We start from the raw sequence: 13,891 nt of genomic DNA on the forward strand, positions 1-13,891 counted from the left end.
TTTAGAAGTAGATTATAAGGTAAACTGTACACCAAGCATAAAGGTTCTTGCAGTTGGGTATGGAGAGTACTCTATACCAAATGAGCTTACACCATTTATGTTTTTATCGGTATTTACTTCCGGATCAAATCCAGTATACTTTGTAATTACAAACAGGTTCTGACCAGTCAGGGATACGGCAGCAGCTTTGAAAACCTTACCCACAGGACCTAGGTTATAGGAGATGGTCAGGTTATCCAGTTTCAGGAAGTTACCGTTTTCCAGGTAGCGGGAAGAAGCGGCGGGAGAGTTCGTTTGTGCTTCGCCGTTACCAACCAGTGCTTTGGCGATGTTCCTGGAGCCAAGGTTACCGATGGGTAATACCGTGTTGGCAGTGTTGTTATACACCTGGAAACCAAAGGCGCCGTGAGAGCTGGCAGAAAGGCTCCATTTTTTATAGGCTACTTCTGTGTTGATACCCAGTAATACTTTCGGATTCGGGTTTGTCATGTAATAAAGGGTGTTGCCGTTATCGGAATAAATGCTCACCCCTTTATCGTCGAAGCCTTCAAATCTGCGGAGATAGAATGTATTTAACGGGTAGCCGTTCGCCAGGCGCTGTGAGGTTACACCGGATACGCCTTGTCCGTCGATGGAACCGGTATTAACCGTAGGACCGGAATAACCAGACATTTCATTTTTCAGCCAGGTGCCGTTTACACCCAGGTTCCATAACCAGTTTTTAGACTGGATGATATTTCCTTTAAGAGACAGTTCCACACCGGTATTCATTACTTTACCCGGTAAGTTGATCCAGTAACTGGAGGCCGGCGCCGGTTGAATAGCCGGGAAGCTGAACAACAGGTTGGTGGTGTTTTTCAGGAAGTAATCCACAGTACCGCTAATCCTGCCTTTGAGGAATCCGAAATCAACGCCAACGTTCAGTTGTTTGGATTCTTCCCATTTCAGGTCCGGATTTGGTACGTTGATGAGACTGGCTTTGCCGCCGGTAGTTAAACCGTACTGAGCTTGTGCTGCACCGGCAGGAAATTCCTGGTTACCAGTGATACCATAACCGGCTCTTAATCCCAGGTTGCTGAAGAAGGTGTTATCCTTCATGAACCCTTCGTTGGAAATATTCCATTTGGCTGCAAAGGAAGGGAAGTATCCATAACGGTTGTTGGAGCCAAACTTGCTGGAACCATCTGCCCTCATTGTCGCAGTGAGGAGATATTTATCTTTTGCATTTATAGTTACCCTGCCAAAGAAAGACTGCAGCTCTGAGCTTGGATTACGGAAAGAGTTGATGTTGGTATTCACCTGTTCTGGTGTCTGGAAGATGTCCGTGTAATCTACCGCGTTAGTAGGAAAACCTCTCGCGCCGATACCTACACCGGAGTAAGCAAATTTCTGGTATTCATAGCCCACCATTGCACCGAGGTTCCAGCCACCGGAAAACTCTTTGGTGTAGTTCAGGGTATTATTGAATAACTGGGTAGTCAGCTCTGCGGTATTATAAGCGGCAATACCTTCTCCCAGTACCTGGTCGATGTTAATGGAAGAATCCAGGGAAGCCCTTCTTTGTCCAACCTGGTGGTTTACGCTGTACATCATGCGGTATTCCCAGTTGTCATTGAATTTGAAATACGGGGAAATACTTGCCAGGATATAGCTGATGTTGGCTTTATCGTTATAACCCTGCGACATGTTCATTGGGTTGATCGCCTGGTTTTTAGCAAGGATGTTCAGGGATCCGTCGGGTTTGGTCAATGGAACTGTTGGATTCCATTGTAATGCCTGACCGATCAGACTTCCGGTGAAACCGGCGTTATTGGAAATAGGCGCCAATTGTTCACTCGTTTGTGCCGCCATGATGCCGTAGTCAATTCCCAGTTGTTTGCTTTCCAGGAATTTGTTCTGGCCACTGAGAGATGCGGTGTATTTCTTCATGCCTGTTTTCTTCACAATACCCTGCTGGTCCTGTAAACCAAAGGATGCCCTGTAGCGGCTGGTTTCACTTCCACCGCTCATCGCTACCTGTACATTTTGGGTAACGCCGGTTCTGAGGATAGAGCCAAGTCCGTCGGAGCTGCCGCCGCCGTCACCGGTAAGATCGTATTCTTTTAAGGCAGCACGGTATTCATCTGCATTGAGTACATCAAGCTTTCTCATGATGTTGCTCATACCTACAGAGTAGTTTACGTCTACTACCGTAGGACCGGCTACTCCTTTTTTGGTATTGATAATGATTACGCCGTTTGAACCACGGGAACCATATATCGCGGTGGCAGAAGCATCTTTCAATACTTCCATGGTCGCAATATCATTACTGTTGATAAAGTTGAGTGGGTTGGCGTCCGGTGTTTGTCCCAATCCAGTGAGGTTCAGGGAAGGGCGGGCCACACGGCCATCCAGGGGTACTCCATCCACCACATAAAGCGGCTGGTTACCAGTACGGACAGAAGACACACCCCTGATCCTTACTGTGGCGGAGGCGCCCGGAGCACCGTTATTATTCAGTATCATCAATCCGGATACTTTACCCTGGATCAGCTGATCGGGAGCGGAGGTGATACCCTTATTAAAATCGGCGGCTTTCACCTGGGCAATAGCGCCGGTAATGTCCTTTTTACGGGAGGTACCATAACCTACTACCACCACATCGGTGAGGGTTGTATTTTCCTGTGCCAGCTGTACGTTTATAGTTGTTTTACCAGCAATGCTCACTTCCTGGGTGGCATATCCTATAAAAGTGATGATCAGCGCGGAGGCTTCAGGTGGTGCAGTTACTTTAAAAACCCCATCGGCATCGGCGGATGTTCCGCTTTTGGTACCTTTTATCTGAACAGTAGCGCCTGGGATAGCAACGCCGTTCCTGTCAGTGACCTTACCGGTAATGGTCTTGTTCTGTGCACCTACTATACCTTGTATTGCCAAAAGCAATGAGCACAAAAAAAGATTCTTGATGGATCTTGTTTTAAACATAAAGTGGATTTTTTGAGCAGTTATGTAATACTGCTTCCGTGGATTAAATGTTTTTCATTAAATTTTAATAATGGAAATAAGGCGTTGTTTGCCGGGGATGCCCGCAATTTGTCAACGTGGATAATGTTTGTTTTTTTAAATCGACCTTGGTCGTTCTGTCTTCTTTAGTGGTTTTTAGTTCTCCTGTTAGAATTTAGAGTTTTGGTATTATCATTCTACTGATTCAAAGTAAAAAATCAATCAGCAGGGTAACAAGTTTTACAGTTAAAATATAGAAAATAAAGCCGAATAAACCAAAATTATCTCACAGATAATTTTGATAATCAAATGGTTATGATTATATATAAATAATTACCATATTAATGGCATGAGACGGTTTTTCCCGCTTTTTACAGGGCTTTAATGCTCATAATATGGGTTTCGAACTCTTCGCTTGGAATCAGCGCGCGCTTTTTGATCCTGGTTTTATAGGCATAAATAGTGTTCACAGAATACTCCAGAATACGGGCAATTTTTTCGTTGTCGTTGATACCGATACGGATCAGCGCAAAAATCCGGATGTCTGTATTCAGCAGTTCGTTTTCTTTCAGGATCACCTGGTTCTCTTTGTCAAAAAGTGCATTGAACTCAGCCACAAAATGTGGGAATATTTTAAGGAATACCCGGTCGAAGCTGGTAAAAAGCTCCTCTCTCTCCTGGCGGATATTGATATTATTTACAAGGAACCTTAGCTCTGAAGGCTTATTATCCGTTAATTTTTGCTCAAGATTCTGTTTTAGCTTTTCTATTTTGCCGATGTAGGAAGCATTGATGTTAAAGCAATACCCCACGTACTCCTCTTTGATTTTATTGGCTTCGAGCAACTGGTTGTTGATTTCCTGTTGTTTAAGATTGGCTGCGGTAATAATGCGCTGCGCGGTTTTTAATTTTTGTACCTGCCGGAACACCGTAATGGCCAGTATCACCAACGCAACCAGCAACAGGGTCACAATAGCGGCATAGATCAGCAGCGACTTGGTTCTTTCTTCTGCCGTAATGATCCGTTCATGCTCAATTATTGGTAAAATACTACTTACCATTACCTTTCTTTGCCTTGCACCATAAAACACCGCTTCCGAAATAGCCCGCTCAATACAATGGGATGCATTTTTTACATCGCCCCTTTCAAAAAGCAGGGTAGCCAGGCTGTAGGCGGCCATCGTTTCTTTGGTGGAAGTCTGCAGATCCGCAATGGCCGACCTGGCCATCAGGCTGATGGCGGTATCTTTATTACCGGCTGCATCATAAATAGAGCCCAGGGTGCAGGCCAATATGGCTAGTTGCCGTCCTGAAATACCAGGCTGGTTCAGATCCGGGAAAATGTCCAGCGCTGCCGGAATGTTACCCAGCTTGAATAGCTGCAATCCTTTGTTGTATCGGTACTCAACAGAGTTGGGCCTCATCAGGTGGAGGGCAGAATCCACAAATGTACTGGCCACTTTAATATAGGCGGGGGTATAATACTTATCCTGGTTATAGTCTGCCAGGTCGAAATACAACCGGCTCTTCATCAGGAAAAACTCCACCCGGATGCTATCCGGGGCGCCGGTAGGGTCAATGGTATTAATAAAAGCAGCGGTTTCTGTAAACATGCCCGATGACAATAAAACATATCCCAGCTTAATCCGGGCATCGGTTAACAATACCGGATCATGCAACTGGCCGGCCAATACCTGCAGCTGCTGGGCATATGTAAATGCGGAATCGAAATTAAATACCTTGTAAGCATTATATAGCTGCCGGCAAATCAGGTACTGGCGCGCAGGATCATTGCCAGCCGCCTGCCGGGTACGTTTTATGCTGTCAATCCCACGGATTTTAATGGAATCATAAGCAGCCGATTTCGCCATCACCTTGTTCAGCTCCTTCAGAAGACTGTCTACCGGCGCTTTGGCATAGGTATGTATAGAGAAGAATAAACATAAAATCAGATAGCCCCGAATTCGATTCATAATAAGTTAGAATGATAAAAGGTCACAGGTCACCGCTAAATTTAAGCGACTTTTTTGATATAATGCGGGGAGCTGGTTTATTTTAAACCGGCTCCCCATCTTCCTTCTATCTTCCTTTAATATTAAAGTACCTTTTTCAGGGTATAATTAAGGCTGGTTTGTATAGTTTTCTGGTCGGCGCCCAGTAACAACAGTTCGTTTTCATTCACCTGCTGGTAATAGCGCTGGAGGTTTCTGTCTTTATTGGGATTGAGGTGAATCACGGTAGCTCCCGGGTCAACAGCGGTACCATGCACAATGGTATAAATGCCTTCACTGGCAAAGGTCTGGTTCTTTCCCTTGTAGGTTTCTCTTAACGTGAAATGATCATCCGGTTGCCTTTGGAGGGTCAGCTCTGTAACAATGCCCTCACAATCAGCACAAGGCAACATTCCTGAATAAGTAACGCCGGAGGCAGTGTCTGAAGGAGAGTTTACTGCTATACTATCCGGCTGGCCGGTTTTGGCGCCGGAATGCTGACAGGCAGCCAGGACTACCAGCAGCAACAATAGTGGCAAGTGTTTCATATCGGGGGTTTTCTGATTATAAACAACCAGTGGTCATTATTGTTTTACGGGATAACTTCGAACAGGAAAAACTGGTTTTCTTCCTTATCAGAAAAATTATTATCTGCTACAAACACCAGGCTCCGATGCCCGTTAGGCAAAACAGGACCATAAGTAACGCCTTCAATGTTATCTATATATTTTCCAAGACGCACAAAATCCAGCAGTAACGTTTTGGTCGCCGGTTTAAAACGGGTATCCGCCTGCAGGGAATTAATACCACTGATATCGGTAGCATTGCTAAGATCGGTGATAAACACTTTAATGGTACAATCCTTTACGCCACTGGAAAATGACCTTTCAATGGTTAATATTTTATTATTGTCCAACACCATGATATCTGAAATGCCATTCACTTTGAACGCATTTTCAGGAATGGCGGGAAACGCCACCGGCTCCAGTTTATACGCATATTGCGCCACCGGCTGCCGGGTGTTGTTGTCAAATTTAAGGATACGGGTATAGGCGCCCTGCCCTACTTCGGCTCTCGGACCATCTTCATAACGGGGTTCTTCCAGGCTCACATACAGGTATTTATAACCGGGGGTAAATCCCAGTCCTTCAAATACACCGTTTCGGCGTGGCCCGGTCTCTGTGGCCTGCATCCTGAATTGCGATGGCAGTGTAAATGAATCCAGGTATTGTCCGTTCATACGGATCTCATAAATACCCGGATTAGTAAGAATGGTATCTTTTTCGTTTACAATGCGTTCACCTTCGCTGCTCCACACCAGTCGTTGCTTTTTACTATTATACCGCATCGCTTCCGGGTCGGGCGTAAGCGAGGGATTGGTTTTGGTATCGGGATATGGCTGTCCGTTGGGCTGCAATAAAGGGGTAACACCTGTGAACTTTATACTGTCGAATGATTTATCGGAAAAGTAAAGCCGGGCGGTATAAAAACGCGCCGGGTTCAGTGCGGAGCGGTCATCACAAATAAGATAATATTGCCCGGTAGAAGGGGCGTAATCGATACCGGATAAACCACCGGTTACCGTACCATTGAAAGGAAGGTTATATGGAACAATATATTCACCGATAAATTTTAGCTGGCCGATGGTATTGACAGCGGTAGCCGCTTTACGGGTAGTGTTACAGCTGAAGATGCCCACCAGTATAGGAAGGATCAGAAAAAGCAGGTATTTTTTCATGACGGCAAGTTAGGAAATCTCCTGCATTCAGATCGCCGCGCTGCATGAAGGATTTGTTATGTGCACGGAAAGGCCGGCCCGAAAGAGCCAGCCTTTTCTACATCTGACCAACTATATAGCGTACTTAAGATTTTATAAATAAAGAAGCAATGGGTAATACCTGCGCCATCGACAATGGTTCATCAAATGCTTCTGATGCGCTGTTAGCCCCGATGTTACCACCCAATGCGGCAATGTCCACCCCTGCCTGCATGGTTAACTCCTCTCCCGCATAGGAAGGATTTACCGCGGCAGTAGCAATGCCGCTCTGGTTCAGCGTAATCCAGGGTTTAAGTGCAGGGGAAGCACCCAGCGTACCCAATGCCCTGCGCATCATCCGGATATGGGCTGCATGGCGTGCTTCCACAGAATGTATGTTCAGTGCCGCTGTGAGCACCGTATTATTTCCTGATAAATTTCCTGCCTGGCCTTTATAGGCGCGAACGCCGGTATCTTCAAATGTTTGTGCGATAGCGAGGAAGAAATTGTAATCGGTAAAAACGGCCGGGAAGGTGCCACCGGCGGTGAAGTCGAACACAGGACTGGCAGGCGCGCCACCCATGTTGCTGAGCACAGTTTTCAAAAAAATAACGTGAGCGGTTTCATGGTTCCTGATGGTGGTAAGGGCGGCAGTTGCAGCCGCAGTAGGTATCAGGCCGGGCGTGGCTACCCCTTTTACATAAAAAGCCTCTTCAAGATATTCCAGTGTAAGGGCGTATTTCAATACGTCTGCTACCGAAGTGCCGGTAGATTGCGCATATGTTTTATTAAACATGCTGCCCAGTGCAAACGGGATAGCTGCCAGTGCAATTTTACCGCTGATATTGGTAAATTGTTTCATGGCATTGCGGCGGGAATCCAGCCGGTCGTATACATCAGGATCGATTTTTTCGATTTCCTTGAAAATATTGAACAGGTCCATATAATCAGATTTAAACAGATGAAATAATAACAGCAGTTGCTTACTTAGGTAATGTGTTTGTATTGATCCTGGTTTTGATATACGTTTTGGCAATGTTGTAAACGTCTATCGGCGTCCTGCTTTTATCCAGTCCGTTTGCATCTATTACATCGCCGGCAGCAAATGATCCTGGCTCAATCAGGTCCCGGATATAGGCTGCATGACGAGCTTCTACCGACACTATTTTGCCGGCCAGTCCGAGATACACTAGTCCTGTTGAAGAGGATGAAATATACTGCCCTGCGCCGTTGTAGGCGGAAACACCCAGGTCTTCAAATGCTTTGGCTGTTGCCAGTACGCTGGCCCTTTTGGTGAAATCAATGGAACTGAAGTCCACCTCCAGGCCAGCGATGGCATTGGTTGATAAAGCGGCTTTGAAAAATTCACGATGCCCTATTTCATGATTCCTGATATCTTTGAAAAAATCAAGTTCCGTGTCGGAAATACCTGCATAGGGTGTAAGCACCACCTGTGTGTAGAAGGCCGCCTCCAGCTGCTCAAGGGCATAAGCATAGTTTAGCACGGCTACGTCACCTGAACCCAGGCTCACACCGGATCCTCCCATATTGTTATCATCTTTTTTATTACAACTGGCGGCAATGGTAGCAGCAGTAACAAATGCAGAGCCCATGCCGAGGTATTTCAGAAAGTTGCGGCGCTGCAGATTAGGCATAACTTCCTTACCCTCCTCCTGAGAGGGGTTCTTGAGAATGTGCATAAGAGAAAGTTTTACGTGAATAGATAATACATGATCACAATGCCCTGTTGCTTAACAGTAGCGGGTTTTAAAGATGCCTGAAGGTATGCTCGCACAGGCACCTGACGACCATATACGGGGTGCGACAAAAAGCGGTTTTAAAAAGGGTAAAATATTTTCAGCACGACGGAAATGGAAGGGATAACAAAAAAAATCCCCGTCCAATTGGTAACGAATCACCAATTAGACAGGGAAGAATAACGTGCAGCGTAATCCTATAAGGCCCTGCCTCTGATTATATTTACAAGGATGGCAATAATAGCCAGCACAAGTAAGGCATGTATTAAACCACCGGCTGAATAAACAAAGAATCCAAGTATCCATCCTATAATGAGAATTACGGCAATTAAATAAAGAAGGCTGTTCATGTCTTAAGGATTTAGTTCGCTTATTATACTAGAAAATTTATGCCAATAAGATAATCGCTTTGTATACAGCTATTTCCCATTGCTGACACCGCTCCATTGTGGAACCTTCTCCACCATCCGAGAAAAAAAAGGACGGGAAATAGCAGGCTCTCCATCCGGAAATACTTTGTGCTAAAGGGTTTTACAGTATGGACACATTTTTGGAAATAAAATGGTTATATTATCAGACTATTTTTTTAACCATAAATTTTTGATCATGTTACAAGAGGAAAAGTTGGTCACACTTTTAAGCGATCTCGTAAAAATCAACAATGACCGGATAGAAGGATATAAGCAAGCACAGGACGCCAGTGATGACGCAGATGTGAAGGCGTTATTTCAACATATGATCAACGACAGTTTAAAATATGTAGCAGAACTAAACCTGTTATTGAGAGCGCAGGGCGCAGATGCGGAAACTGATACTACTGTCAGCGGGAAACTATACCGCACGTGGATGGCCATAAAAACTACTTTTACAGGAAGGGACCGGTATTCCCTTTTTTCCTCCTGTGAATATGGGGAAGATGCCGTACAGCGCGCCTACGCCGATGCGCTTAGTATGGATGTAGCCATGCCCTATAGTATGAGGGAAATCATTGGCAATCAACAGGCAAACCTCAAGGAAGCACACGATACTATCAAGAGCTACCGCGACGTAGTAAGTCAATAACATGCTGTGCAGACAGCTACCGTCTGTTCTTTTTGTTCAAATCAACCCGTTAAGCGGTTGTTCAGGATAGCCATATTACTTTTAGATTCATGAAATTCCAATCATACTTATATTAATAAGTAATATGGCAACTACGGGATTTTCGGTACAGGGCTGCTTCCTCATCGTTTGAAGCAGCCCTTTTTTTATATTGGATATGGGAGATTTTTTGTGAAATAAGCCCATGAAAACAGCAAACAGGAACCGGTTCTGTTCAATGGCAGTATTGCTGTTCATTTTGTTCAGTTTAGCCAGGGGCTTTTGGAATTCAAAGTCCTATACTATCTTTGAAATGATTGAGAGAAGTATCTCTTGTATTACTTTTAACCTCCCCATGAAAAACAACAATAATAACTACCAGGTGGTCTAACCAACCACCTTTTTTATTTCCCCTGAGAAGGCAGGATCCCAATCTTTCCAAACCGGTTCAAATCCTTGTTTCCGTAGCATGCCGGCAATAGCGGCGGCGCTCCGGTCGTCAGATATTTCAAATTGCTCCAGCGACTGCTGATCCACCACATAGCCACCAGGATTGGTTTTTGACGCGGCGCTCATGGCTGTCACGCCCAGATGCACAATGTTATTCCGGAATTTTTCCTCTTCCCGGGTAGAAATACTAAGCTCCACTTCCTGGTTGAAGAGCCGGTAGGCGCAGATTAGCTGTACCAACTCCCGGTCATTCATTACTACTTTCGGTGTTAGCCCGCCTGAAAATGGCCGCAGCCGCGGAAAGGAGATACTGTATTTTGTTTGCCAGTATTTTTTTTCAAGGTAGGCCAGGTGCAGCGCGGTAAAGAAACTGTCGGTACGCCAGTCCTCCAGCCCTATCAGCACGCCAAGCCCCATTTTGTGAATGCCGGCCCGCCCCAGCCGGTCGGGCGTTTCCAGGCGGTAGTCGAAGTTCGACTTTCGTCCTTTGGGGTGATGTTTTTTATAGTCGTCCTGGTGGTACGTTTCCTGGTACACCAACACCGCATGCAATCCCAGTTCCGCGAGTTCCCGGTAATCCTGTTCGTCCATCGGCTGCACTTCCATCGAAATATTGGCAAAATGCGGCCGGAGCAGTTGCAAGGTCTTTTTAAAATAGTCGGTGCTTACCAGCTGGTTAGCTTCTCCAGTTACCAGCAAAACATGCTCAAACCCCATTTCTTTGATAGCAGCTGTTTCCAGCAGGATTTCCGCAGGGCTGAGGGTTTTCCGCCTTATTTTGTTATCGAGACTAAATCCGCAATAGGTGCAGATGTTCTGGCATTCGTTCGATAAATACATCGGGATATACAACTGCATGGTATTCCCAAACCGCTGGCGGGTAAGCGCCTGGCTGATAGCCGCCATTTGGGAGAGGTAAGGCGCCGCCGCCGGGGAAATAAGTGCCGCAAAATCTTCCAGTGAACGGCGCTGGTTATGCAGGGCCTGTTCCACATCCCCGGCTGTTTTAGCATAGATGCCGGCCTTTACCTCGTTCCAGTCATACTGATCAAATATGCTTTTAAACATACGGAAGGATTAATAAGATGATAAAATAGTTATGCTTCATCGAGAAATGCGATCAACGGACTGGAGGCCACTGCATGCTGGCTGCTGGCAGGTAAGCCAGCTTCGTAGGCCATGCGCCCCGCTTCCACTCCTGCTTTAAATGCGGCGGCCATCTCCACCGGGTTACGGGCCACGGCTATCGCGGTGTTTACCAGCACGGCGCTGGCGCCCATTTCCATTGCCTGCGCGGCATGGGAAGGACTGCCAATACCTGCGTCCACAATTACCGGTATATTACTTTGTGCAATAATGATTTCCAGGAAATCGAAGGTTTTCAATCCCTTATTGCTGCCAATGGGAGCGCCAAGCGGCATCACCGCCGCCGTGCCCACATCTTCCAGCCGCTTGCATAATACCGGGTCCGCATGCACATAAGGAAGTACCACGAAACCCAGTTTCACCAGCTCTTCCGCCGCTAGCAAAGTTTCTATCGGATCGGGCATGAGGTAGCGGGGATCAGGATGTATTTCCAGTTTTATCCAGTTTGTTTCCAACGCTTCACGGGCTAACTGTGCCGCATATACGGCTTCTTTGGCCGTACGCACGCCGGAGGTATTGGGAAGCAGGTGTATTCTTGAATGCGACAGGTGCCGTAGCATATCATCTGCCTTATTATCCATTTCTACCCGTTTCAGCGCCACGGTAACCAGCTCACTGCCAGAGGCCAGCAGCGCACTTTCCATCACCTGGGGAGAAGAAAATTTACCGGTACCGGTAAACAAACGGGAATGAAATTCCCTGCCGGCAATAATTAATGGCTCCATGTGGATAATTCTTTTAACTGGTGATGAATCTGGTTCACAACGGCCCGTTTATCTGTTGCATGTGTAATCACTCCGCTGACGGCAATACCGTGAATACCGGTTTCCATCAATGCCGGGATATCTTCCGGCAGGATACCGCCAATGGCAATAACGGGAATGCCTATATTTTTTTCTTTTAAAGATTGCAGGATAGATTGATAACCGCTCAGTCCCAATATGGGGCTGAGATTTTGCTTGGTGGTAGTGAACCGGAACGGACCAACACCTACGTAGTTGGCGCCATCCTGCACATGCTGCAGGATATCTTCAAGGGTATTAGCCGTGCCGCCAACAATCATGTTGCTGCCGGTAATGGCACGGGCCGCGGCAACGGTCATATCCAGTTTGCCTACGTGTACGCCCGCTGCATCTACCGCTACCGCGATCTCCGGGTAGTCGTTGATAATGAGAGACGCCTGGTAACGATCGCAGATTTTTTTTGCCAGCTCTGCCAGCGGCAATACGGTGGCCGGGGACTCGTTTTTGATACGAAGCTGGATCCATTTGCAGCCGGCGTCACAGGCGGCGAGTATATTATCGGTATGCGATGGTTGCGATATGTAATGTAAGTTGCTGATCATATGTGATGGTATCCTGTTAATGATGAATGACTGGCCAATAATTTTTCCGTATATACCTTACCGTTAGCACATGCCTCTGGTAGTGAAACGCCGCGTGCTAAACCCGCAGTGATAGCGGCCGATAGTACACAGCCAGAGCCATGTTTTGGAAATACTTCTTTCTGTACAGGAGGAAAGGTATGGATCACATCACCGGTATAAAGTATATCGTATCCCGGTTTGTTTTTATGATGACCTCCCTTTAGCAGTACCGCACAGCCAGCAGACAATTGCCTCGCTGCAGCTTCCCCATCCGTAAGGCCTGTTAACAACAATGCTTCGTCGTAATTAGGTGTTAACAGGTAAATTTCCGCCAGCAGTTCTTTCCAGGCCTGCTGGTGAATGCTGCCGTGGAAAGAGAAGCCTGCCGACGCTTTTAATACCGGGTCCACGATGATACGTATACCGGGCGATAATTGTTTTACCTGTCTTACCAGCTCCAGTAAAGACTGTATATCCGGCATGATGCCAATTTTGCAATACTGCAGCCGGGTATTACATAGCAGCGGTTTTGCCTGCGCCAGTATATGCGTTACCGGTATCCACTCTACTGATATAAATTGTTCGGGTGTTTGCACCGTGATGGCAGTACAAACGCCCATTCCGTTTACCATGTGTTGTTCAAATGTTTTGATATCTGCCAGTAAACCTGCGCCCCCGCTGGGATCCAGACCGGCAAAGCTCATCACGTAAGGTCGCTCTTGTTCCATAGCTGTTGAATACGGCAGTAATTTTCCACGGCTTGCACCGGTGTTTTCCAGATGGCTCCCAGCAAAGCTGCGCCATCAAATTGCCATGGTTTTAATAAATGTATATTGCTGTGATCCACACCTCCCAACGCAAGTACCCGCCGGTTGTTTTTATCAGGCAGCACCCCTTCCATCCGGCCGTGATAGCCAGGTTTGGAGATACTGTTAAATACCGGGCTCAGTAACAATGTTTGAAAGCGTTTGTCCGTTAGCGTTATATCTTCCATTGAATGAATACCTGTGCTGTTTTCCTTAAAATCTTCCGGAGATAGATAACGGGTTAGTGGTTCCGTTTTACGGGCAGCCAGCGCCGTTTCTTCATTACTGATCACAGCATCTGCTATTAACTGTTGTATCCCCTCCCCGCTCCAGTGTACGCCTGCGAGGCCATACCTGGCGGCGAGCGCACCATGATCGCGGATAAGAACGCGGTTGTAACACTCCGGCGGTAGCTTATCCAGTAAGGCGGAATACTGCCCGGCCGACCAGCCGGGCTTTCTTAACAGTACCCGCTCCACTCCTGCTGCTAGTAAGCTTGCAAGGATATCCACTTCTTCGTGTATACGTTCAGGTGATGTGATGATCCAGATCAAATA

General features: G+C 46.6%; 13 protein-coding genes. 1 reads left to right on the top strand and 12 read right to left on the bottom strand.

All coding sequences use genetic code 11. The annotated features are described in order from the left end of the window. Positions 1-12: 12 nt before the first annotated feature. The 7 genes from AB6805_RS08430 to AB6805_RS08460 all read right to left on the bottom strand — a co-directional run bounded on the left by AB6805_RS08430 (position 13) and on the right by AB6805_RS08460 (position 8,836). Positions 13-2,964 (bottom strand): SusC/RagA family TonB-linked outer membrane protein, encoded by a 2,952-nt coding sequence (locus AB6805_RS08430; RefSeq protein ID WP_370908992.1) that lies wholly within the window; start codon positions 2,962-2,964, stop codon positions 13-15. A gap of 389 nt (positions 2,965-3,353) precedes the next feature. After that, on the bottom strand, positions 3,354-4,955 hold the full coding sequence (locus AB6805_RS08435) for a DUF6377 domain-containing protein (protein ID WP_370908993.1): 1,602 nt from the start codon (positions 4,953-4,955) through the stop codon (positions 3,354-3,356). Positions 4,956-5,077: 122 nt separating this feature from the next. After that, on the bottom strand, positions 5,078-5,521 hold the full coding sequence (locus tag AB6805_RS08440; protein WP_370908994.1) for a copper resistance protein NlpE: 444 nt from the start codon (positions 5,519-5,521) through the stop codon (positions 5,078-5,080). 44 nt (positions 5,522-5,565) lie between these two features. Further along, a complete protein-coding gene (locus AB6805_RS08445) occupies positions 5,566-6,711 on the bottom strand; it encodes an esterase-like activity of phytase family protein (RefSeq protein ID WP_370908995.1) in 1,146 nt (381 codons plus the stop codon). 124 nt (positions 6,712-6,835) lie between these two features. After that, complete coding sequence (locus tag AB6805_RS08450) at positions 6,836-7,672, bottom strand: ferritin-like domain-containing protein (protein WP_370908996.1); 837 nt, start codon at positions 7,670-7,672, stop codon at positions 6,836-6,838. Positions 7,673-7,712: 40 nt separating this feature from the next. After that, complete coding sequence (locus AB6805_RS08455; protein WP_370908997.1) at positions 7,713-8,429, bottom strand: ferritin-like domain-containing protein; 717 nt, start codon at positions 8,427-8,429, stop codon at positions 7,713-7,715. A 254-nt stretch (positions 8,430-8,683) separates the two neighbouring features. Beyond that, entirely contained in the window at positions 8,684-8,836 is a 153-nt protein-coding gene (locus tag AB6805_RS08460) for a lmo0937 family membrane protein (protein WP_142684433.1), read from the bottom strand. A gap of 256 nt (positions 8,837-9,092) precedes the next feature. On the opposite strand from AB6805_RS08460, the gene AB6805_RS08465 reads away from it, so the two are divergent. Beyond that, the gene (locus AB6805_RS08465; protein ID WP_370908998.1) at positions 9,093-9,548 is read left to right on the top strand and encodes a PA2169 family four-helix-bundle protein; all 456 of its coding nucleotides are present in this window, start codon (positions 9,093-9,095) and stop codon (positions 9,546-9,548) included. A 405-nt stretch (positions 9,549-9,953) separates the two neighbouring features. On the opposite strand, the gene thiH is transcribed toward AB6805_RS08465, so the two are convergent. The 5 genes from thiH to AB6805_RS08490 are packed head-to-tail and all read right to left on the bottom strand — an operon-like array spanning position 9,954 to position 13,888. Beyond that, positions 9,954-11,084 carry a 2-iminoacetate synthase ThiH gene (gene thiH / locus AB6805_RS08470; RefSeq protein ID WP_370908999.1) on the bottom strand — a complete coding sequence of 377 codons (1,131 nt, stop codon included), beginning with the start codon at positions 11,082-11,084 and terminating at the stop codon, positions 9,954-9,956. Between the two features lie 29 nt (positions 11,085-11,113). Further along, complete coding sequence (locus AB6805_RS08475) at positions 11,114-11,887, bottom strand: thiazole synthase (protein ID WP_370909000.1); 774 nt, start codon at positions 11,885-11,887, stop codon at positions 11,114-11,116. Further along, positions 11,875-12,507, bottom strand: a complete 633-nt coding sequence (locus tag AB6805_RS08480) for a thiamine phosphate synthase (RefSeq protein ID WP_370909001.1) — start codon at positions 12,505-12,507, stop codon at positions 11,875-11,877. The genes AB6805_RS08475 and AB6805_RS08480 overlap by 13 nt, the downstream gene beginning before the upstream one ends. Then, positions 12,504-13,256, bottom strand: a complete 753-nt coding sequence (locus tag AB6805_RS08485; protein WP_370909002.1) for a hydroxymethylpyrimidine/phosphomethylpyrimidine kinase — start codon at positions 13,254-13,256, stop codon at positions 12,504-12,506. The genes AB6805_RS08480 and AB6805_RS08485 overlap by 4 nt, the downstream gene beginning before the upstream one ends. Beyond that, positions 13,232-13,888, bottom strand: a complete 657-nt coding sequence (locus AB6805_RS08490; protein WP_370909003.1) for a thiamine phosphate synthase — start codon at positions 13,886-13,888, stop codon at positions 13,232-13,234. Before AB6805_RS08490 ends, AB6805_RS08485 begins: the two co-directional genes overlap by 25 nt. Positions 13,889-13,891: the final 3 nt, after the last annotated feature.

It is taken from the genome of Chitinophaga sp. RCC_12, from assembly GCF_041360695.1.
Classification (GTDB): domain Bacteria; phylum Bacteroidota; class Bacteroidia; order Chitinophagales; family Chitinophagaceae; genus Chitinophaga.